Origin of the sequence: Variovorax beijingensis, from assembly GCF_007828835.1 — a bacterium.
GTDB classification, from domain to species: Bacteria; Pseudomonadota; Gammaproteobacteria; order Burkholderiales; family Burkholderiaceae_C; genus Variovorax; species Variovorax beijingensis_A.
In genome coordinates, this window is sequence record NZ_VIVL01000005.1 from 200,184 (window position 1) to 221,328 (window position 21,145).

The 21,145-nt window shown below is 70.1% G+C and carries 21 protein-coding genes and 1 pseudogene; 6 read left to right on the plus strand and 16 right to left on the minus strand.

The features are described 5' to 3' along the window. Positions 1-64 precede the first annotated feature (64 nt). Positions 65-958: an MBL fold metallo-hydrolase gene (locus FB547_RS17045; RefSeq protein ID WP_145744200.1), complete on the plus strand. Its 894-nt coding sequence runs from the start codon at positions 65-67 to the stop codon at positions 956-958. Positions 959-1,046: 88 nt separating this feature from the next. Here FB547_RS17045 and FB547_RS17050 read toward each other — a convergent pair whose 3' ends face one another. Both FB547_RS17050 and FB547_RS17055 read right to left on the minus strand, forming a co-directional pair. Continuing rightward, positions 1,047-1,784: a hypothetical protein gene (locus FB547_RS17050; RefSeq protein WP_145744202.1), complete on the minus strand. Its 738-nt coding sequence runs from the start codon at positions 1,782-1,784 to the stop codon at positions 1,047-1,049. A 256-nt stretch (positions 1,785-2,040) separates the two neighbouring features. Next, positions 2,041-2,250 carry a hypothetical protein gene (locus FB547_RS17055; protein ID WP_145744204.1) on the minus strand — a complete coding sequence of 70 codons (210 nt, stop codon included), beginning with the start codon at positions 2,248-2,250 and terminating at the stop codon, positions 2,041-2,043. A 319-nt stretch (positions 2,251-2,569) separates the two neighbouring features. Between FB547_RS17055 and FB547_RS17060 the strand changes: the two genes are divergently transcribed. The 4 genes and pseudogenes from FB547_RS17060 to FB547_RS17075 all read left to right on the plus strand — a co-directional run bounded on the left by FB547_RS17060 (position 2,570) and on the right by FB547_RS17075 (position 6,559). Beyond that, on the plus strand, positions 2,570-2,968 hold the full coding sequence (locus FB547_RS17060) for a hypothetical protein (RefSeq protein WP_145744206.1): 399 nt from the start codon (positions 2,570-2,572) through the stop codon (positions 2,966-2,968). An 87-nt stretch (positions 2,969-3,055) separates the two neighbouring features. Then, a pseudogene (locus FB547_RS17065) lies at positions 3,056-4,030 on the plus strand (fatty acid desaturase); the annotation flags it as partial. A gap of 94 nt (positions 4,031-4,124) precedes the next feature. Then, entirely contained in the window at positions 4,125-4,967 is an 843-nt protein-coding gene (locus FB547_RS17070; RefSeq protein ID WP_145744208.1) for a universal stress protein, read from the plus strand. 62 nt (positions 4,968-5,029) lie between these two features. Beyond that, positions 5,030-6,559, plus strand: coding sequence for an AAA family ATPase (locus FB547_RS17075; protein ID WP_145744210.1), 1,530 nt, complete (start codon positions 5,030-5,032; stop codon positions 6,557-6,559). Between the two features lie 16 nt (positions 6,560-6,575). Here the strand turns inward: FB547_RS17075 and FB547_RS17080 are convergent, their stop codons facing one another. Genes FB547_RS17080 through FB547_RS17105 form a run of 6 tightly spaced genes read right to left on the minus strand, consistent with a single transcriptional unit; the run spans position 6,576 to position 12,421 of the window. Continuing rightward, complete coding sequence (locus tag FB547_RS17080; RefSeq protein ID WP_145744212.1) at positions 6,576-7,772, minus strand: NnrS family protein; 1,197 nt, start codon at positions 7,770-7,772, stop codon at positions 6,576-6,578. Beyond that, complete coding sequence (locus FB547_RS17085; protein ID WP_261380314.1) at positions 7,772-8,935, minus strand: hypothetical protein; 1,164 nt, start codon at positions 8,933-8,935, stop codon at positions 7,772-7,774. Before FB547_RS17085 ends, FB547_RS17080 begins: the two co-directional genes overlap by 1 nt. Then, positions 8,929-9,285: a metal-sulfur cluster assembly factor gene (locus FB547_RS17090; RefSeq protein ID WP_145744214.1), complete on the minus strand. Its 357-nt coding sequence runs from the start codon at positions 9,283-9,285 to the stop codon at positions 8,929-8,931. Before FB547_RS17090 ends, FB547_RS17085 begins: the two co-directional genes overlap by 7 nt. Beyond that, positions 9,282-9,749: an Rrf2 family transcriptional regulator gene (locus tag FB547_RS17095; protein ID WP_145744216.1), complete on the minus strand. Its 468-nt coding sequence runs from the start codon at positions 9,747-9,749 to the stop codon at positions 9,282-9,284. Before FB547_RS17095 ends, FB547_RS17090 begins: the two co-directional genes overlap by 4 nt. 18 nt (positions 9,750-9,767) lie before the next feature. Further along, positions 9,768-12,089: a nitric-oxide reductase large subunit gene (locus FB547_RS17100; RefSeq protein ID WP_145744218.1), complete on the minus strand. Its 2,322-nt coding sequence runs from the start codon at positions 12,087-12,089 to the stop codon at positions 9,768-9,770. A 35-nt stretch (positions 12,090-12,124) separates the two neighbouring features. Continuing rightward, the gene (locus tag FB547_RS17105; RefSeq protein WP_145744220.1) at positions 12,125-12,421 is read right to left on the minus strand and encodes a DUF2249 domain-containing protein; all 297 of its coding nucleotides are present in this window, start codon (positions 12,419-12,421) and stop codon (positions 12,125-12,127) included. 129 nt (positions 12,422-12,550) lie between these two features. Between FB547_RS17105 and FB547_RS17110 the strand changes: the two genes are divergently transcribed. Then, complete coding sequence (locus FB547_RS17110; RefSeq protein ID WP_145744222.1) at positions 12,551-12,964, plus strand: ribonucleotide reductase subunit alpha; 414 nt, start codon at positions 12,551-12,553, stop codon at positions 12,962-12,964. Between the two features lie 12 nt (positions 12,965-12,976). Here the strand turns inward: FB547_RS17110 and FB547_RS17115 are convergent, their stop codons facing one another. The 8 genes from FB547_RS17115 to narJ are packed head-to-tail and all read right to left on the minus strand — an operon-like array spanning position 12,977 to position 21,134. Then, positions 12,977-13,849, minus strand: coding sequence for an acyltransferase (locus tag FB547_RS17115; RefSeq protein ID WP_145744560.1), 873 nt, complete (start codon positions 13,847-13,849; stop codon positions 12,977-12,979). Further along, entirely contained in the window at positions 13,849-14,487 is a 639-nt protein-coding gene (locus FB547_RS17120; protein WP_186454186.1) for a nitroreductase, read from the minus strand. Before FB547_RS17120 ends, FB547_RS17115 begins: the two co-directional genes overlap by 1 nt. Continuing rightward, positions 14,484-16,886, minus strand: coding sequence for an adenosylcobalamin-dependent ribonucleoside-diphosphate reductase (locus FB547_RS17125; protein ID WP_145744224.1), 2,403 nt, complete (start codon positions 16,884-16,886; stop codon positions 14,484-14,486). Before FB547_RS17125 ends, FB547_RS17120 begins: the two co-directional genes overlap by 4 nt. Further along, entirely contained in the window at positions 16,883-18,115 is a 1,233-nt protein-coding gene (locus FB547_RS17130) for an NAD(P)H-dependent flavin oxidoreductase (RefSeq protein WP_145744225.1), read from the minus strand. The genes FB547_RS17125 and FB547_RS17130 overlap by 4 nt, the downstream gene beginning before the upstream one ends. After that, complete coding sequence (locus tag FB547_RS17135) at positions 18,099-18,779, minus strand: carbonic anhydrase (protein WP_145744227.1); 681 nt, start codon at positions 18,777-18,779, stop codon at positions 18,099-18,101. The genes FB547_RS17130 and FB547_RS17135 overlap by 17 nt, the downstream gene beginning before the upstream one ends. Further along, the gene (locus FB547_RS17140) at positions 18,776-19,663 is read right to left on the minus strand and encodes a peptidylprolyl isomerase (protein WP_261380315.1); all 888 of its coding nucleotides are present in this window, start codon (positions 19,661-19,663) and stop codon (positions 18,776-18,778) included. Before FB547_RS17140 ends, FB547_RS17135 begins: the two co-directional genes overlap by 4 nt. After that, positions 19,660-20,454, minus strand: coding sequence for a respiratory nitrate reductase subunit gamma (narI, locus tag FB547_RS17145; protein WP_145744229.1), 795 nt, complete (start codon positions 20,452-20,454; stop codon positions 19,660-19,662). The genes FB547_RS17140 and narI overlap by 4 nt, the downstream gene beginning before the upstream one ends. Beyond that, positions 20,451-21,134 (minus strand): nitrate reductase molybdenum cofactor assembly chaperone, encoded by a 684-nt coding sequence (gene narJ / locus FB547_RS17150; RefSeq protein ID WP_145744231.1) that lies wholly within the window; start codon positions 21,132-21,134, stop codon positions 20,451-20,453. The genes narI and narJ overlap by 4 nt, the downstream gene beginning before the upstream one ends. Positions 21,135-21,145: the final 11 nt, after the last annotated feature.

Sequence of the window (21,145 nt, forward strand, 5' to 3'; positions counted from 1 at the left end):
GACTACATTATATAAAAATATATATTATTTGTCGGTAGATTATCGATCGGCATCGGAGCTCGCCATGAACAACACCCCAACCTCGGTCCAGGCCTTCTTCGATCCCCAGACGGGCACCGTGTCCTACCTCGTGTGGGATCCGGCCACGCTGCGCGCCGCCGTGATCGATCCGGTGCTCGACTACGACTTCAAGTCGGGCCACACCGGCACCGCATCCGTGGACCGGGTGCTGGCCTGCGTGGCCGAGCACGGGCTGCAGGTCGACTGGATCCTGGAGACCCATGCCCACGCCGATCACCTTTCTGCAGCTGCCTATCTTCAAGAGCGGGTCGGCGGGCGCGTTGCCATCGGCGAGCACATCCGCACGGTGCAGGCCACCTTCAAGGAGCTCTTCAACCTGGAGCGCGGCTTCCTGCCCGACGGCAGCCAGTTCGACCACCTGTTCAGGGACGGCGAGAGCTTCCGCATCGGCGCCATAGAGGCCACCGCCCTCCTGGTGCCCGGCCACACGCCTGCCGACATGGCCTACCTGATCGGCGGGGCGGTGTTCGTCGGCGACACGCTCTTCATGCCGGATCTCGGCAGCGCGCGCGCCGACTTCCCCGGGGGCGATGCGCGCCAGCTGTATGCGTCGATGCGCCGGCTGCTGGAACTGCCGCCCGAGACCTCGATGTATGTCTGCCACGATTACCCGCCGCCATCGCGGCCGGCGCAATGGCAGACCACGGTGGCCGAGCAGCGCGCGCGCAACATCCATGTGCGCGACGACATCGCCGAGGACGCGTTCGTGGCCATGCGGCGCGCGCGCGACGCCACGCTCGATGTGCCGACACTCATCCTGCCGTCGATCCAGGTCAACGTGCGCGCGGGCCGGCTGCCGCCGGCCGACGACAACGGCGTGTCCTACCTGCGCATTCCGCTCAACGCGCTGCCGGTTCGGCGTACCGGCGCGGCGTGAGCGCCCGCGCCATCGCCTGGCCGGCCGGCACGGCCGATCGCATGGAACGCTCTTTCCGGCGACGCCCGGCGACGATGCACCGTCGCGCTCAGGCCGGCATCGTGGCCAGGAGCATCGCCTGGAGCGCGAAGCGGTGGTTCTGCGCGCACTGCGCCGCGCCGATCGGGCCCGAAGGCGCATGAAGCACCCAATGGTCCGGGTCGACGGCGTCGACCGAAAAGACCGCGTCGCCCGCTGCGCCGGAAAGATCAAGCATGCGCAGACACAGACCTTCCCGGCGGGCGAGCTCGAAGAAGTTCCTCGCGCGCACGGACAGCGGGTCGCCCAGAAAGGCGATCTGCGTGTTCGTCCCCGGCACGCAGCCATGGTCGCGCAGGGTCATCAGGTCCGCCAGCGCCCGCGCGGGATGGGCCGGGCCTTCGAGGTCGTCGTAGACCGGCACGCCCGCGTACTGCTCGATCAACCGCACCTCGGCAGGCGCGAGTTCCGAGCAGTCGATCGCGTCGTACAGCCGGCCGAGCATCTGCGCCAGCCCGCGGAACTTGGTGCCCACCGGCTCGCTGGCGGGACCGAGCCGCACATGCGCCACCCGCGCGCCCAGGTCCAGCGCGGCGCGCTGAAGCAACGGCATCTCCGGTTCGGGTGGCCGCGGGCGCAGCAAGGCAATGTTCCTGCCGAGCAGCGGCCGCTCGCCGGTGCTGCCCGCGCGCGATGCAGCCTTCAGCCGGGATGCATGCGACAGGACGGACGACAGGTCGCCGGCCAGGAACGTGTCGCCCGGCCGCGGACCGGAAATGGTCGAGGAAAGCTGCAGCGAATGCGTCATGAGGGGAGGCTATCTGCCAAAGCATCGCGCCCCTTGATGGCCGTCAACTCCTTGCCTTGGAGAGAGGTGCTGCCTTGCGTTGAATCAAGGTGAATGCCGGCGTGCGGGGCGCGGTGGAGGCCGAGAAGTGGATTCGCCGCCGCTCGGCGCGCGGCGCGGCACAGCTGGCGACCGCCGCCTGACTGCTGCCGGCCGCTCGTTGCTTGTTCATCGGCCGCAGGGCGGACGGGCACGAGACGGCCGATGCCGCCCGGCGTCAGTGCGACGGGCTCAGGCGCACTTCGGGCCAGGAAAGCTCCAGCCCCATCATCGCACGTGCGTACAGGTAGTTGTTGAGCATCGGCTCGCTGAGCGCGTCCATGTCGACATGGCCGACCGCGTCACAGGGAAAGGCGAAGGCGCGGTGATTGGCGAGCAGGGGACGAAACCGCAGTTCGTAGCCGCTGGATGCATGGGGTGTGTCCATCTGGGTCTCCTTGTGCGCTTGCATCGGTCATTGCAATCGGAAGACGAATCGCGCCATTGCAATTTAGAACTCGCGCTTGGCCGCACCATCAATGCCGGGCGTCAGTCGGAAACACTGTGTCAATGGTCGGTATCGGTGGCATTTCATTCCCGACCTTGTTCGTTCGTGCGCAGGGCTTCCCTTCCGCGGGGCGTGCAGTGGTCTTGGCCGGCCCGCCGGCGATCCGCTCGGGTGCGCACTTGATCCCGCGCAAGGCATCCGGGGCTCCATGTCGTCAGCATCCGTCATGCGAACCGCAGTTCCCGAAGGACACATCGCCATGAGCACCGAATTCACCTTTCCCTTGGCGCTTTGCAAGGCGCAGTGGAGCGTCTGGCTGCATGCGCTCGAGATGTTCGAGACCAGCGCGGCGCAATGCCTGACGCTCGGATCGCAGGCGCTGCGCGACGGTGCGGCCGAGACCCGCGCCGAGGTGGACGCGATCCGGCAGGCCGAGGACTGGCAGGCCCTGGCCGCGGCGCCGGTGAACGCCTTCTGGCGCACTGCCGCGGCCCGGTCGGCGACGGCCCTCGCGTCCTGCTTTCCGGCCGTCGATGATGCGCCGAGCGCCGCGGCGCGCTCCATTGTCGGCCCCGTCGACCGGCGCGCCGTGGTGGCCGACGCCTTACACACCTTGAATGCGGCGCTGTCGGCCACGCCGGCCCGAAAGAAGCCATGACGCCCCTGGCCATCGCCGTCCGTCTCGACCCGCGCGGGCGTCGAGCGCGTCGAATCCGGCAAAGTCAGCGCCAGGTCGACGAAGGAGTGGGCTGCGGTGCACCGCAAGCACCACCCCAGATGCGAGACCCCGCAAGACCCGCACAGCCCGCAGGTGTACGGGCTCAACCGGGTGCTGTGGGGCGGCGTGTTCCTCTACGTGCGCGAAGCCGCGAACGCACAGACCCTGGAGCGCTACGGCCACGGCACGCCCGATGACTGGATCGAGCGGAGGCTCTATTCGAAGCACAGGATCCTGGGCATCGTGCTGATGGGCGTCGTGGACATGGTGCTGTTCGGCGCGCTGCCCGGCGGCCTGATCCTGCTCACGCAGATCGCCTGGATCCCGTTCTGGGCCGCCGGCGTGGTCAACGGCATCGGCCACTACTGGGGCTACCGCAACTGGCCCGCCCGGGACGCCAGCACCAACATCTCGCCGATCGGCATCCTGATCGGCGGGGAGGAACTGCACAACAACCACCACGCCTTTCCCACCTCGGCCAGGCTCTCGAGCAAGTGGTTCGAGTTCGACATCGGCTGGCTTTACATCCGCACGCTGCAGGCGCTGGGCCTGGCGAAGGTGAAGCACGTGGCGCCGACCCCGCGCCTGGCCGCGCCCAAGGCGAACGTCGATCTCGATACCGTGCAGGCGGTCATCCGCCACCACTACGACGTGCTGTCGAACTACACGCGCTCGCTGAAGAAGACCTGCGCCGTGGAACTCGGCCGCCTGCGCCGCCTGTCGCCGGAACAAGCGAGCGCCCTGAAGACCGTCGAGCCCTGGCTGGGCAAGGACGAAGGCATGCTGGGCGAATCGCGGCACCGGAAGCTGGCGCATGCGTTGGAGCCACGCGGGCATCGGCTTCGTCCGCGGCCACCTTTGAATCTCCAGCGTTCGCCTTTGGTTCATCGGTTCGTCCGATGTATTGCCAGCGCTCGGTCCGCGGTTTTGATCGAGCGCAAGTGCGGGGCTTCATCCGGGTTGTGGCGATGCCAAGGCGCAGGCGCCGCGGCGCCGGCTTGATCGGCATCAAGGTGCCCGTCCGGTGCGCGCCCGAAGATCCGCGCACCGCCCCCATCCCGCGCCGGGCGCCGCGCATCACCGAGCAGGCTGTCCCATGAACTACAGAACCATCCTCGTTCACCTGGACAGCTCCGGCCGCAGTCCGGTGCGCGCCGCGCTGGCGGCCCAGTGGGCGAAGGCCCACGAAAGCCACCTGGTCGGACTGGTACCCACGGGCCCGTACGGCGGCGCGGTTCCGGCCGATGCCGTCGCCACGGGCGTGACCGACTACATCGCCGATGCGGCCAGCCGCCTGCGGCTGCGCGCGGAGGCGATCAGCCGGAAGTTCAGGCAAGGCATCCATGCATCGGGCCACCTGTCATACGAGCTTCGCCTCGTCGATGGCGCGGCCGTCGACGCCGTGGTCCGGCACGGCCGCGCGAGCGATCTGCTGGTGCTCGGCCAGGACGACGAATCGGATGCGGGGCACGCCGCTGTGCGCAGCCTGGCCCAGCAGGTGCTGATGGAAGCCGGGCGCCCGCTGCTGGTCGTGCCCTGCGCCAGCGATTTCGGCGCCCCCGCGAAGAACGCCGTGGTCACCTGGGACGGTTCGCGGGAATCCACCATCGCCATCCACGCGGCCTTGCCGGCGCTGCGGCGCGCATCGCGCGTGACGCTGGTTTCGTATCGGCATCCGGACGAGGAGGACGACGAGCAGCGGCTCCTCATGCCGGAGATGATCCAGTTCCTGCTGCGGCACGGCATCCAGGCGAGGGCGGAGCGGGAGGTGACCGAGATCGACATCGCGGATGCGCTGCTGTCGCGCATCTCCGACCTCGGTGCCGACCTGCTCGTGATGGGCGGCTATGGCCATTCGCGGTTTCGCGAACGGGTGCTGGGCGGCGTCACGCGGCAGATCCTCGCGCAGATGACCGTGCCGGTGCTGATGGCGCATTGAGGCGGCCGGCGGCGCGGTGGCGTCTTCGCTGCTGCGCATCGCCGCCGGATAAGGCGAGACAGATGGACACGACACTGGTGCAGGCACTGCGCGAATCATTGCAGCGGGAGACCGGTGCGCGCGTCGAGCTGGTCGAGACGCACATCTCGTGGGTGCTGCTGACGGCGACGCTCGCCTACAAGCTCAAGAAGCCGGTGCACTTTCCCTTCGTCGACTTCGCAAGCATCGCGGCGCGCAAGCATTTCTGCGAGGAAGAACTGCGCCTCAACCGGCGCTTCGCGCCGTCGCTGTACCTGGACGTGGTGCCGGTGTGCGGCACGCGCGAGGCACCGCGACTGGGCGGCGACGGCGTGCCGATCGACCACGTGGTGCGCATGCGGCGCTTTCCGCAGGCGTCCCTGTTGTGCGACCTGCTGGCGGCCGGCCGGCTGGAGTCGGCCTGGCTCGACGGCTTCGCGCGGCGGCTGGCGGCGCTGCAGGGCGCGGCCGAACGCGTCGTGCCGCCGTCCGCGTTCGGCGCCCCGGAGTCCATCGCCCGTGCGGCCACCGATGTCGTGAACCAGTTGCTCGCACAGCGCAGCGACGGCCGTCTCGCGGCACTGGCTGCATGGATCGGCGAACAGACGCAGGTGCTGCACATGGCCTGGACCGTGCGCCAGCAGGGTGGCGCGGTACGCGAATGCCACGGCGACCTGCACATGGCCAATGTGGTCCTAGTGGACGGCGAACTCGCCGCCTTCGACTGCATCGAGTTCGACCCGATGATGCGCTGGATCGACGTGATGAATGACATCGCCTTCCTCACCATGGACCTGAAGGCGCAGGGCCGCCCCGATCTCGCGTTCCGATTCCTGGATGCGTGGCTGCAGCACAGCGGCGATCATGCGGGCCTGCGGGTGCTCGGCTTCTACGAGGTGTACCGGGCGCTGGTGCGTGCCATGGCCGCGGGCCTGGGGCCGCAGGCCGCGCCGGCCTCGGCCGCCGTATCGAAGCCCGATTACCTGGCGTGCGCCGTGCAGTTGGCGCACAGCCCGCGGGGGCGCGCGCGCCTGCTGATCACGCACGGCTTCTCGGGTTCCGGCAAGTCGACCATCGCCTCGCAGCTGCTGTGCGCCGCGGGCGCGGTGCGCATCCGTTCGGACGTGGAGCGCAAGCGCCTGTTCGGCCTCGATCCGCTCGCCCGCTCCGCCGAGCGGGGCCTGGCCATCTACGGCGCGGAGGCCACGCGACGGACCTTCGAGCGCTTGCGCGCCTGCGCGCGCGACGCGCTGTTGGCGGGCTATCCGGTGATCGTGGATGCGGCCTTCCTGCGCAGCGCCGAGCGGCGCAGCTTCCAGGGGCTGGCGGCCGAGCTCGACCTGCCTTTCGCGATCCTGGACTGCCGCACCGCCGAGGCCGTGCTGCGCCGCCGCGTGGCCGAGCGCAGCACCTCGGGCACGGACGCGTCGGAGGCCAGCCTCGAGGTGCTGGAGCGCCAGCTCGCGTCGCACGAGCCGCTGGCGCTCGACGAGCGCGCGCTGGCCATCGAAGTCTTCACCGAGGACGCGGTGGACATCGCCTCGCTCGAGGCGCGCTGGCGCGCGCAGGGCTGAGCGGCGGCGAGGTGCCTCAGCCGGGCCTGCCGTCCACCCGGGCCCGCGTCAGCACGGGCCAGTAGCGCACGGCAAACAGGCCGAAACCCAGGCTCCAGAACGCCGCGGAAACGAGGACCGCGCCGACCGTGTGGGCCGGCGCGGCCAGCGGCACGAGTATCCGCACCAGCGCGGCGAGCAGCACCAGCACGAAGCAGGCCGTGTCGACCTGGTCGGCGCGCAGCACCCGGCCCGTGTGGCCGCGCGATGTGCGGACCATCATGCCGATGATGAGCCCGCCCGCGGCGCCCACGGTCAGTGCATGGGTGGCGAGCGATGCCGGCACCGCGCCGTGCAGCGCCAGTGCCCGCAGTGCGAGGTGCGCCGGAATCCACGCATAGGCCACATGCAGCACCAGCACCAGCGTGTTGGCGGGCGCCTTCCACGGCCGCCAGAGCAGCCAGCGCACCAGATGCGCTAGTGACGCCGCCAACGCGACGGCGGCCCCGACCATCGGTGGCAGGCCTGTAGCGTCGGCCAGCAGCAGCGCGAGCACCAGCCCCAGCGCGGCCTTTTCGACCAGGGCGTGCCGCGTGGCGCCAGCGTCCGAGATGCCGTTGTTGGTGAACATCGGCACCACCCGGCCCGCCATGACGGCCATGATGAACAGCAGCACGTCCAGCGCCACCTGGATGCCCAGCCACGCCGGCACCTCGATCACGCCGAGCGCCGACAGGTGAAAGGCGAGCGCGGCGCCCGCGAGCAACAGCAGCAGGCCGACGAAGAAGTAGTTGCGGCGGTTGCGCGCGGCCAGCAGCGGGCGCGCCAGCGCCAGCGCGCAGGCCAGCGGAAAGGCCGCGTTGGCCACCGCGGCCGACCAGGCGAAGGGCGTGAGGACGAGCACCCGGCCCACCACCCAGAGCAACGCCAGCGCCGCCAACGGCAGTCCCGCGGGCGTGGGCTGGCCCGACCAGTTGCGGCCCGCGGTGAAGAGGAATCCGACGATCACCGCCAGCGCGAAGCCGAACAGCATCTCGTGTGCATGCCACATCGGCCCCTGCAGGTAGGCGCGCGGCAGCCAGCCGGCGAACTGCATGGCCCACAGCGCGATGGACAGTGCCGCGAAGCCGCTGGCGAGCAGGTAGAAGGGGCGGAAGCCGAGCTGCCACAGCGCAAAGGCCGGAGGCTGGATCGACGGGGGTCGTGCAGGTTCGAGTGGAATGAAGGTTGCCATCATCTGGCCTTTCGGGCGCCCTCGGCGCCATGTTGAATGCGCCACGCGACGGCCGCGCCGGCCACGGTGACGGCAAAGAAGACGATCGCGGCCGTGTTGAGCGAAGCGCCGGCGGCGCGCAGCGGATCGCTGAAGCTTCCCAGCGCGAGCCGCACGACAAGCGACAGGTGCAGCGCCGCCAGCGGCAGGTAGAAGAAGGCGCCGAAGCGCAGCTTGATGCGCGCGATGGCCGGCAGCATGACGGGTGCGTGCCCCATCACCATGCTGATGACGAAGCCCAGCCCCAGCGCGTGCAGCGCGGCGTCGCGCGCGGGCCATCCGAGCGCGGTCGCGGCCCACGCCACGCCCGCGATCCCGAGCCAGGCATAGCCGCCCAGCAGGCAGACCGCCATGTAGCGGCTGATGCCGTGCGTGAACACCGTGCGCCGCGCGACGTCGAACACCGCAAGCCACGCGGCCAGCAGCGCAAGCGCCGCACCGTAGACGAGTCCGCCGGCGCGCGGGGCCGTGCCCGAGCACGCGGCGCCTGCCAGCAGCAGCGCCAGCACGGCATGCAGCGTCACGGTGGCGGCCGGGCGCCGCCGCATGAGCCGCGTCATCTCGAGCCGTTCGGCCGCGATGGTCATGACCAGAAAGGCGAACCACCACGGAAAGACGGCGCTGCCGTCGCGGCCGGCGGCGAACAGAAGGTTGCCCACCACCCACGCGGCCGCGCCGACCGCGAGCAGCAGCGTGTGCGCCGCGCGCTGGCGCCACACGACCAACGCGTTGACCGCCAGGAAGGACACCGCCGCCGCCACGCCGAGCCACGCGCCGGCGGCCTGCGGCCCGAAGGCCAGGCAGAGGGCACCGGTGCCCGACGCCAGCGGCGCCACGAATGCCCAGCGATGCTTGACGGCCACGGCGCGCTCGATGCCGATGACGGTGCCCAGGAAGCCGCAGACCATCAATGCGGCGTGCACCAGCAGCACCTGGCCTGTCCAGGTGAAGGAATGCGGGTCCGGCACGGCGACACCGAGCCGCCAGAGCCCGCCCGCCATGCCTGCCACCAGCGACACGCCGGCCAGCGCGCCGAACAGCGCACGCGCCGGAATCCAGCGGCGCGCCGGCGATGTCTTTGCTGGCCGTCCCGTACGGGCGGCGGGGCTTGCAGCGCCTACCATCCCATGAACCGCTTGGCGCCGGGACTCATGCGCTCCGGGCTCCACGGCGGCTCCCACACCAGCTCGACGCGGATCTGCAGCTCGGGCGGGACGACCTTGTCCAGCTCGGCTTCCGCCTCTTCCATGATGAGCTCGATCACCGGGCAGGCCGCGGAGGTCATCGTGATGCGCACATGCGCCGTCGCGGCGTCCACCATGACGCCGTAGACCAGGCCGACATCGACGATGTTCATCGAGATCTCCGGATCGACGACGCGCGACAGCGCCGCGGCCAGCGGCGCGCGCAGATGTTCCGGCCCGTCGTACGGAAAGCGGGCCGCGGCCGGCGCCGTGTCCGCCGGCGAGTTCACGCACCCTCCCGTTCGGCTTGCGCCATGCCGATGCGGCCTGCCAGGAACACCGTGGCCAGCGCCTCCCGGTTGTGAACGAGGTCGGCCAGCGTGTAGCGCTGCAGCACCGCGTGGAATGCCGCCACGGCTTCGCCCAGCACGCCCTGCAGGCGGCACAGGCCTGTGATGCGGCACGCGCCGCCGCCTTCCCCGAAACATTCCACGATGGCACCGCCCTCGGTGTGGCGCACCACGTCGCCGATGTTGATCGCCTCGGGCGGCTTCGCGAGCGCCAGGCCGCCTCCCTTGCCGCGGACGTTGGCCAGGCACCCCTCCTTGCCCAGGAAGTGCACCACCTTGGTCAGGTGATGCTCGGACACCGCGAAAGCGGTGGCGATCTCGCCGATGGTGGCGCGGCGCTCGGGCTGCGCGGCCAGGTAGATCAGCACGCGCAGGCTGTAGTCGGTGAAGGCGGTGAGCTTCATGGCTGCAATGGCGTCGTGTCACTGTTCGGCCGCGTGGCCCACGTGGCCGGCCTGGAGGGCCGGGCCCTTTCGGCCCTTGCCGCGCACCGATGGCTGCGGCGCGGCTTGCGCCGCCGGATGGCGCAGCAGGCGCAGCGCATAGGCTGCGAGCAGCACCGCGCCCACGGCGAAGACGATGTCGCCCGGCACCCGCATCCACACCAGTGTCTCCATCACGCGGGAATGCACGATCTCGGCCGAGCGCGCGTACCACAGGCCCTGCGTGACACTGGCCCAGGCCTGGTAGATGCCGGCGGGCAGCAGCGACAGGAACACCATCATCGCGAGGCCGATGTTGAGGCTCCAGAACGCGGGCCTGAGCAGCCGGTCGGCGTGCAGCTGGCGGTCATACAGGCCGCGCAGGCAGAACAGCATCAGCCCGATGCCCAGCATGCCGTAGACGCCGAAGAGCGCGGCATGGCCATGGGCGGCCGTCATGTTGAGCCCCTGCACGTAGTAGAGCGAGGCCGGCGGATTGATCGCGAAGCCGAGCACGCCGGCGCCGATCGTGTTCCAGAAGCCGACGGCCACGAAGCACATGACGATCCACTTGTAGGCGGCGAGCCAGGGCATCGCCTGCGAGCGGCGCCAGGTCTGCAGGGCCTCCAGGCCGATCAGCGTCAGCGGCACCACTTCGAGCGCCGAGAACACGGCGCCCACGGCGATCACCGAGGTCGGCGTGCCGGTGAAGTAGAGGTGGTGCAGCGTGCCGAGGATGCCGCCGAACAGGAACACGATGGTCTCGGCGATGATGGCGCGGTTGGCGCTCTCGGTGCGCACCAGCCCCAGGCGCGTGAAGATCAGCGCGACGACGGCGGTGGCGAACACCTCGAAGAAGCCTTCCACCCAGAGGTGGACCAGCCACCAGCGCCAGTACTCGATCATCGAGTAGTGGGTGTGCTGTCCCCAGACCAGCGAGGTCGAGTAGAAGCCGCCGATGCAGGTGGCCGACAGGAACACCATCGCGATCAGGCCGCGCGATGCCGAAGGCTTGACCAGTGCGGGCCACAGCGCGCGGCCCAGCAGGAAGACCCAGAACAGCAGGCCGACGAACAGCAGCACCTGCCAGAAGCGGCCCATGCTGGTGTATTCGAGGCCCTGGTTGCCCAGCCAGAAGCTGAAGTCGACGCCGCGGTGCTGCAGCGTGCCGAGCCAGCCGGTCAGCGTGGAGCCGACCACGATGGCGATCAGGGCCCAGAACAGCACGTCCACCCCGAGCTTCTGCAGCCTGGGTTCGCGCCCCGACAGCAGCGGCGCGATGTACAGGCCCGTGGCCAGCCATGCGGTGGCGATCCAGAAGATGCCGATCTGCGTGTGCACCGTGCGGCTCACGACATAGGGCAGCAGTTCGGCCAGCGGGAGGCCGAAAAAGGACTCGCCCTCGACCGCGTAGTGCGCCGTGACAATGCCCATCGCGATCTGCAGCAGCATGAGGCCGATCACCGCGAAGAAGTACTTGCGCGTGGCCTTCATCGAGGGCGTTGCGACGGCACCCAGCAGCGGGTCCGCCTGGGGCGGCTGCGCCTCGGCTTCGTGCCGCTGGCTGCCGTGCAGCCACAGCATGGCCGCGATCGCTGCGAGCAGCAGGCAGATGCTGGCCATCGACCAGACGGCGGCCGAGCTGGTCATGGTGTTGCCCACCAGCGGCTCGTGCGGCCAGTTGCTGGTGTAGCTCAGGCCCGTTTCCCCGGGGCGGTCGGTGGCCGCGGCCCAGGAGGTCCAGAAGAAGAAGGCGGTGAGCGCCTGGCGGTCGGCGCGCTCGGGCAGCGTGCCCACCGTCATCGCGTACTGGCTGCGCAGCGCGGCGAGCGCGCGGTCGTCGCCGAACAGCGCCTCGTAGTGGGCCGCCACCTCCCGGATCGCCTGCGCGCGGTCGGCCGGAACGGTGATCACGCCGCTGGCGGCGTCGTAGGTGTTGCGCCGAATCTGCTCGACCACGGTGGCCGCAAGCGCGCCGCGGTCCGCCGGGCTCAGCGCATCGAAGTCCTTGCGAAAGGCCTGGGCGTGGCGGTTGCGCAGCGCCACGGCCTCGCGGTGCAGCCAGTCGGCGGACCAGTCGGGCGCGACGTAGCTGCCGTGGCCCCACACGGAGCCCAGCTGCTGCCCGCCGGTCGACAGCCAGACCTGCTGGCCGCGCTGGATCTGCTCGCCGGTGAAGACGACCTCGCCGTCGGAACTGGTGACCGCGCTCGGGATTGGTGGCGCGGTCAGGTAGATCTGCACGCCCAGGTAGCCGAGTGCGCCGAACGACAGCACGAAGATGAAGGCCAGCCAGCGCCACAGCCGGTTGTTGTTGCTCATGATGTTTCCTTCTTCGGAATCCGGATCGATGGTGCTCAGGCGCCGCCGCATCCGCCGCAGCAGCCGCCGCTCGCGTGTGCGTCGAAAGCCGGCACCTTGGTGATGGCCACGCGCCAGACCGAGGGGCCCGCCTCGAGGTAGTTCCATGCGAACCGGTCGGGCCATTGCGACTGGAACTGCGCATACAGCGGCTGGGGATCGTGATCGTTCACCAGTTCGATCGCGTGGCCGACGTCCAGGGCGGCAAAGGTGGAGAAGATGTGCGCGTGGCGAAAGCGCGGCTCGAGCCTGCGGACATCGATCACGGACGAGGAGGAGGCTGCAGATTTCATGGGTTTTTCCTGCTGGGAGCGACGAGGCTCGAAAGGTGTATTTCAGATGCACCTATGCTAGGAAGGCGTGTGCGGCGCAGCTTGATCTGCATCAACATCGGGAGCGAAGGCAGCGGCGACGCTCGCGGCATGCCTTCTTCCTCATCCTCTCTTTTCGACCAGCTGCTGCAGGCCGCGGCGGCCCAGCCAGAGCCCCAGCGTCTGCTGTTCGTGTTCGCCGAAGCCGATTTGCCCGGCGATGCCGATGCGGCGCAGCGCGCCCGCTTCGAGGCGGGGCAGGGCGGTTCGCTGACGCCCGTGGCCTGCGTTGAAAAAAGCCTGCCGGAGCTCAGCACCTTTGCCGCGCTGGTGGCCGAATCGCGCCGCGCAAGCCTGCTCTGGCGCGTGATGTTCGCGGCCGGCCTGTCGGGCGCCAACGGCCAGCCGCCCTCGCCCGAACGCATCGACAGCGCGCTCGAGGCCATGGTCGAGGGCGTGCGAAGCGGTGCCTTCGGCGGCTATCTCGCGCTCGACACCGAGGGCCGGCCGCTGCGATTCGGCTGAGGTGCCCCCCGGCTACTTTCGAACGCCGCGGCGCGCCGCCAGCCGCTCCTGGATCAGGCGGTCCTTGTCCTGCCACTGGGCCTCGATCCACTTGCGGGTGTGCGCGCGGCGCGCCTTGTCGCCCGACGGATCCGTGCCCAGCAGATGGGGTGGTATGGCGCGCTGGCGGACATCGACCGCCACGGCCCGCACGCCGCCGCACAAGAGCGCCCAGAAGCTCGGCGTCCCCTCGGGGTAGACGATGGTCACGTCGAGCATCGCCTCGAACTGCTCGCCCATCGTGGCCAGCGCCACGCCAAGGCCGCCGGAGCGGGGCTCGAGCAGATGGCGGTAGCTGCTGTTCTGCGCGGCATGCTTGGCCGTAGTGAAGCGCGTGCCCTCGACGAAGTTGATGACGGCTGTCGGCACGCGCCTGAACTTCTCGCAGGAACGCCGGGTGGTCGCAAGGTCGGCGCGACCGGTGCCGCGGCCGCGCTTCATGAACGGAAAGTCGAGCGCCCACCAGGCCAGCCCGATCACCGGCACCCAGATGAGCTCGCGCTTGAGGAAGAACTTGAGGAAGGGAATGCGCCCGTGGAAGACGCGCTGCAGCACCAGGATGTCGACCCAGCTCTGGTGGTTGCTCGACACCAGGTACCAGCCGCGGGGGTTGAGGCCCTCGATGCCCCGGATCTGCCATGGCGCGGGGCACGCGCGTGCGATCCAGGCGTTGTTGACGGCGACCCAGCCGCCGGCCAGCCCGTTCAGCACCCGGTCGCAGCCGGTGCGCACGCGGTCGGCCGGCACCAGCAGCTTGACCAATGCCGGCGGCACCATCAGCGTGAATGCGAGCAGCGTGTTCAGGCCGAGCAGCAGCCCGTTGAGCGCACCGCGCACGGAATGCATCAGTCGCACGGAGGAAGCTGTGGCACGCAGCTCAGTTCGCTGACATAGCGCTCGAGCGCGGGCCGCGCGGGACCGGCCTTCTGGACCGTCACCGAGCCCACGCTGATGAAGCACAGCGGCTCGTCGTGCCGGTCGAGCGCGAACAGGGCGCGCAGTTCGTCCGACTGCAGCGCCTTGCCGGTGGTCAGCGCCGAGCCGTAGCCCAGGGCGGTGGCGGCCAGCAGCATGTTCTGGATGGCGCATCCGGCCGACAGGATGCGCTCGGCGGCCGGGATCTCCTCGTTGCCGGGGCCCATCCGTGCGACCGCGAGCATCAGCAGCGGCGCGCGGAAGGCCTTCTCGCGCGCCTGGCCCTGCTGCGCGGGCGTGGCAGCGGCGTCGCGCTGCAGCAGGGCCTGCGCGAACACGTCGGCGAGCCGTTCGCGCTGCGGCGGCGGAACGATGACGAAGCGCCATGGCACCAGGCCGCCATGGTCCGGGGCCGAGGCGGCGGCGCCGAGGATCTGCTCGAGCTCGGCACCATCGGGCCCCGGCGCACCGAGCCGCTTGGGCAGCACGGTGCGGCGCGCGTGCAGGAGCGCGGCCAGCTGCCTCGCGGTCATGGGCGAATCGGCCGGAACGCCGGCGGCCGGGCTCATCCGCAGCTTCCCAGGTGTCCGCACTGCGTGCAGTAGTCGCAGCCATCCTTGCGGATCATGGCGTGGGCGCCGCATTCGGGGCACTTGGCCCCCACCATCGGGACAGGGGCGGCCACGGAGGGTGCCGGCGCGTCCGGCGCCGCGCTCGCCTGGCCGCTGCGGCGCGCGATCAGCTGCTGGATCGCATAGGCGATGGCGCCCACTTCGGAGTCGTGCCACATGGGCACCTGGGTGCCGTCGGCCTTCACGTGATGGCCCAGGCGCACCGGCCCGCGGTCCCACGCGACCTTGCGCATGTCGGCCAGCGCGCGTTCGAGAAAGCCGCCGCGCGCGGCCAGCGACAGCAGCCGCATGCTCGCGGTGATCCATTGCTGGGATTCGCCGCTCTGGCCCACGGGCATGAAGAATTCCACGGCCCGCTCGCGGCCGTCGGCCAGCGGCAGGAACGACACCACCAGGTAGAGCGTCTGCCGCCCCTGCTGCGTCCAGTACTCGATCTTCTCGGCGACGGCATCCAGCGCGCCCTTGGGGCGGCTCTCGATCATCGCGCGCATCGGATCGGCCGCGATGCCCTCTGCGGCTGGGCGGGCCTGTGGCTGCGCGGCCGGCGCGAGCTCCAGCACGGATCCCAGGATGCTGTTGGGCCGGTAGGTGGCCAGCCCCTTCAGGCGGGCAGTCCAGGCCTGCTGGTAGAGGCCCTTGAAATCCTCGTAGGGATAGTCGGCGGGCACGTTCACCGTCTTCGAGATGGCGGTGTCGACGAAGGGCTGCACCGCCTCCATCATGGCCAGGTGGCCGGCCGCGGGCATCGACTGGGCCGAGACGAAGTACGCCGGCAACTGCCCGGTATCCCCGCCCAGGAAGCGGTACAGCCGCCAGGCGTGGTCCTCGACGTCGTACTCGGAGGTGCTGCCGTCGGCCTCGCGCTTCTTGCGCCGGTAGGTCCAGGAGAACGCCGGCTCGATGCCGTTCGAGGCGTTGTCGGCGAAGGCCAGGCTCACGGTGCCCGTCGGCGCGATCGAGACCAGGTGGCTGTTGCGGATGCCGTGCATGCGGATCTGTTCCTGCAGTGCCGGGTCCAGGCGGCTGGCGAAGGTGCCACGCGCCAGGTAGCGCTCCGCGTCGAACAGCGGGAAGGCGCCTTTCTCGCGCGCCAGCGCCACCGAGGCGGCGTAGGCGGCGTCCCGCAGGCAGCGCGCGATGCGCACCGCCATGGCCCGGCCCTCGAGCTGGTCGTAGCGCAGGCACAGCATGGCAAGCGTGTCGCCCAGGCCCGTGAAGCCCACGCCGATGCGGCGCTTGGCCATGGCCTCGGCGCGCTGCTGGGGCAGGGGCCAGAAGGTGAGGTCCAGCACGTTGTCGAGCGCCCGCACCTGCAGCGCCGCGGCTTCGCCGAAGCGCGCGAAATCGAACTGCGCCGCACCGCCGATGCCGAAGGGATGGTCCACGAAGCGCGTCAGCACGATCGGCCCGAGGTCGCAGCATCCGTACGGCGGCAGCGGCTGCTCGCCGCAGGGGTTGGTCGCCTCGATGTGCTCGCAGTAGCGCAGGTTGTTGTCGTTGTTGATGGTGTCGGTGAACAGGATCCCGGGCTCGGCGAAGTCGTAGGTCGAGCGCATCACCAGGTCCCACAGATCCCGCGCCGGCAGGCTGCGGTAGACCCAGCTGCCATCGCTGGCCTGGGCCGCGCCGCGCGCGATCAGTTCGGCGCCCGGCCTGGCGCTGTGCACCAGCGGCCATTCCTCGTCGTTCGCGAGGGCGTGCATGAACTTGTCGGTCACCGCCACCGACACATTGAAGTTGTTCCAGCGCCCGGGGGTGCGCTTGGCCGTGATGAAGTCCAGCACGTCGGGGTGGTCGATGCGCAGCACGCCCATCTGCGCGCCGCGCCGCGCGCCCGCGCTCTCCACCGTGGCGCAGGAGCGGTCGAACACGTCGATGTAGCTGCACGGGCCGGATGCCGTGGACGCAGTGGTCCGCACCTGCGCGCCGCGCGGCCGGATGCGCGAGAAGTCGTAGCCGACGCCGCCGCCGCGGCGCATGGTTTCGGCGGCTTCGCGCAGCGCCTCGTAGATGCCCGCATAGCCGCCGGCGTCCTGGCCCTGGATGCAGTCGCCCACCGGCTGCACGAAGCAGTTGATCAGCGTGGCCTCCAGCTCGGTGCCTGCGGCGTTCATGATGCGGCCGGCGCCGATCGCGCCGGCGCGCAGGTTGCCGAGAAAGCGCGCTTCCCACTGAGCGCGCTCGCCTTCGGCCTCGACCGAGGCCAGCGCACGCGCCACGCGCGCGAACAGATCCTCGACATCGGCTTCGCCGGGCTTCAGGTATTTTTCCCGCAGCACGTCGCGGCTGATGGGTTGCACGGCGAGCGGTTCCATCCTGGCGTCCTCGCGCTTCATGCCGCGGCTCCCACCGTCGGAACGGCGGGGCGGATGCCGCCGAGCAGCCATCGCATCAGGTCGCGCACCGGGCGGATCTCGCTGCCGAACGGCAGCGCCCCCGCGCCGCGGAAGAACAGGCCGCGGTCGAGGTGGCCTTCCAGTGCGTGCCCCAGTGTCTTGTCGATGCAGAACTGGCCCCAGCTCGGGGTGCCGTCGCGCAGGCCGCAGTGCGCCAGGCAGTCGAAGCGCATGGTGCAGCTTTCCTTCTTGTGCGCCTTGTGCTGCAGCCGCGGCTCCAGCCGAAGGTACTTGTCGAGCCACGGCGTGCGCACCGCGCGTGCCGGCAGGCCCGCCGTGCTGACGAACTCGACGATGTCGGCGGGCTGGGCGTCGGCCAGCACCTTCTTGAAGGCCGGGTTCGCATCGCATTCGGTGGTCACAGCGAAGGCGGTGCCCAGCTGCACCGCCGAAGCGCCGATGCCCTGCAGGCGCCGGATGTCTTCCAGGCTGCCGATGCCGCCGGCCGCAATGAGGGGAATGCGGCCCTCGATGCCGGCCGTCCTGAAGAACTCGAGCACCTGCGGAATGGCGACGTCGAAGTCGAAGCGCGGGTCCTGCAGGTCGGCGACCTTGGCGGCGCCCAGGTGGCCGCCCGCGAGCCGGGGATGCTCGATCACGATGGCGTCGGGCAGGCGCCCCTTCTTCTCCCACTTGCGCACCACCAGCTGCACGCCGCGCGCGTCCGAGAGGATGGGGATCAGCGCCACCTCGGGATGGTCGCGCGCGATCTCGGGCAGGTCCAGCGGCAGGCCCGCGCCCACCACCAGCGCATCGATGCCGCAAGCCATGGCATGGCGCAGGTAGGCCTCGTAGGCGGTCAGCGCCTTCATCACGTTCACGGCCACGAGGCCGCGCCCGCCAGAGAGCTCGCGGGCACGCGCAATCTCGCGGCCCAGCGCCTCCAGGTTGGCGGCATCGATGCGCTGCCCGGCGTCCGGCTCCGCATTCAGGTGGGCCGTGAGCGCCATCAGGTCGGGATGCAGCCGGCGCAGGTCGACGGCGGAGATCGTGCCCATGCCGCCCAGCCCGGCGACCGTGCCGGCGAGCCCGCCGGCCGACACGCCGACACCCATGCCGCCCTGGATGACGGGGAGGCGTTCGACGCCCTTGAGGCGCCAGTTGCGCAGGCCCGAATCGCGCGAAAGCGCTTGCAGGGCGGTTGCTGTCTCGTCAGAGGATCGATCCATCATGTTCCACATAAGGTTGATAGGGGCCGGTACCGGCGTTGGAGGCGAGCGAGGCCGGCAGGAAGTCGCCCGCCTGTGCGTCGAACACATGGACTTCGCCTTCCTCGATCACGTAGTGCCAGCCATGCAGCGTGAGCGCGTTGCGCTCGACGCGGCTGCGCACCATCGGGTAGTCCATCAGGCGCTCGAGCTGCAGCACGACTGCGCGCTGTTCGCTGCGGCGCAGCGCCGCGGGGCTGGGACGCACCGGCAGCAGGGCCTCGTCGGCCAGCCGCAGCCATGACTTGAGCGCCACCGCTTCGTCCGCCACGCCTTCGTAAGCCGCGCGGATCGCGCCGCAGTGGCTGTGGCCGCACACGACGATGCGCTCGACCTTCAGTTCGAGCAGCGCGAATTCGATCGCGGCCACCGTGCCATGCAGCCCGTGCGTTCCGTCGCAGGGCGGCACGAAGGCGCCGACGTTGCGGATGATGAAGAGTTCGCCAGGGCCGGTGCCGGTCAGCAGGTAAGGCATCAGCCGCGAGTCCGAGCAGCCGATGAAGAGCGTCTTCGGATGCTGGCCTTCGGCGACCAGGTCCTGGAAGCGTTGCTGGTGCCGTGGGAAATAGTCGGACCGGAACCTGCGCAGACGCAAGAGCAGGTCGTCCGGTTCCTGTGCGGTCATTGCACCAGCGGGGAGTCCGCGCCTTCGAGGACCAGGCCGCTCACCTCGGCGCGGCCGGCCAGCAGCTGCATGTACTGGTGCAGGGCCTTGGCGCGCGACTGCTGGGCGAGCTGCACCGCGATGCGCTGGCTCACCTCTTCGAACGATTGCTGGCGCCCGGCGTCGCGCGCGAGCACTTCGACGATGTGGAAGCCGTAGCGGCTGTGGACCAGGCGCGGATGCAGGCCCAGCGCGTCGAGCCGTTCGGTGTTGTGGAACAGCTCGGCCGTGAGCTCGTCGGCGCAATCGTCCGGGCCGATCCAGCCGAGGTCGCCGCCGTCGGCGCCGCTCGGGCAGTTCGACAGCGTCTGCGCGAGTTCGGCGAAGCGGGTGGGCGCGGCATCCCTGTGGCGCAGTTCGAGCAGGGCCTGCTCGGCGCGCGCGGCCAGCGCCGCGACGTTGATGCCGTCCGTCACGGCAAACAGGATGTGGCATGCATGCACGCGGCGGCCGATGGCGAAGTGCGCGCTTCGCGCCGTGTAGTAGCGGCGGCATTCGTCCTCGCTGGCCGCGGGCACTTCGATCTCGTCGTCGAGCATCTGCTGGATCACCGCCTGCTCGCCGATGCCCAGCCGTGGTGCCAGGCGCGCATCCGAAGGCGGCAGCAGCCGGCGTGCGACGGCCTCCTGCCGCAGCAGCTCGGCCCAGGCCAGCTCGCGCAGGCTGTATTCGTCCGGACGTTCGCCCGGCAGGTGCAGCGCGACGCCGTTGATCGCCGCGCATGCGGTCTCGATCGCAGCAGCCTCGGTCGCTGCCGCCTCGACGGCCACCGGGGTTGAAGCCGGCACGGGCGCCGCGGTTTCGCGGCACTGGCAGGCGCCGCCGCCGCATCCGCCGGCGCTCACGATGCCACCCCCGTCGACTTGGCCACGGCCCCGGCCGGCGCCGTCTTCGGCGGCGAATGAGGCGCGGCACTCGGAGCGGCTGCCGAAGCCGGCTTGCGCGGTGCCAGCGTGCGGCGGCTGCGCACCACCTGGTAGGGCCGGAAGACGTACGCCACCGTGGCGAAGCCGCTCCAGACGTGCACCAGCCGCGTGAATGGGAAGATCAGGAAGATCGACATGCCGAGGAACATGTGCGCCTTGAACACCCAGCTCGCGCCGTCCAGCAGTTCCACCGCGCCGCCGCGGAAGGTGACGATGCGCTGCGCCCATTCGGCCAGCAGCACCATCATGCTGCCGTCCAGATGCCGGGCCGACAGCGGAATGGTGGCCAGGCCCAGCGCCAGCTGCAGCCACAGCAGGACCAGCAGCACGATGTCGCTGGTCCTGGAGTTGAGGCGGATGCGCTCGTCGCCGAGCCGGCGGTGCAGCAGGATCGTGATGCCGATGAAGCCGAGCAGGCCGGCAATGCCGCCCGAGATCATCGCCATCAGCTGCTTGCTGCCGGCACCGATGAAGGGCTCGTACAGGAAGTGCGGCGTCAGCATGCCGACGCTGTGGCCGAAGAACAGGAACAGCACGCCCACATGGAACAGATTGCTGCCCCAGCGCAGCTGGCCGGCGCGCAAGAGTTGCGAGGAGTCGCTCTTCCAGGTGTACTGGTCGCGGTCGAACCGGATCAGACTGCCGATGAAGAAGACGCTCAGGCAGATGTACGGATAGATGCCGAAGAGAAAATTGTTGAGCGCATTCATACGGGGGCTCCACTGGCGGCGGCCGCTGCCGCCTTGCGAACGATGTGGATGGGCTGCGCATCGCCGGGCCGGGCCTGGCCCTTCGTGCTGCAGCCGTCGAAGACGATGGGTTCGGCCCAGCTCTCGTCGATCGGCTGGTCGTCGGCCACCGCCACCGCTTCGGCCTTGTGGCCGGCCAGCTCGATGACTGCCGCCAGCACGCTCGCATAGGCGCTCTCGCGCTTGCGCAGCGCGCTGAAGATGGACGCAAGGATGTGCGCCATCTCGCCCAGGAACGCACGCGCCACCGCCGGCGGCTGCGTCGAAGCGAACTCGAGCACCACGCACAGGTGGTCGGGCACTTCGTGCGGACCGAGCAGCAGCCCGCATTTCTCGTAGGTCTGGGCCAGGTCGATCATCGCCGGGCCGCGCTCGCGCGAGTCGCCGTGCACATGCTCGAAGAGGTGCAGCGAGGTGCTGCGGCCGCGGTCGAACAGTTCCACGAACTGCGTCTCGGCTTCGATCGGATCGACCGAGACCAGGGCGCGGGCCAGGGCCCGCAGCTCCTTTCGGCGCGCCGGCGACAGCGCCGCCTCGGCGTCCATCGCATCGGCCAGCTGCGGCATCAGGGCGCGCGCCTGCGCATCGGGATAGCCGAGCAGCAGCGCGAGTGCGCGAAGGGTGTGGCGTTGGGTTTTCATCGTGGCGCTCC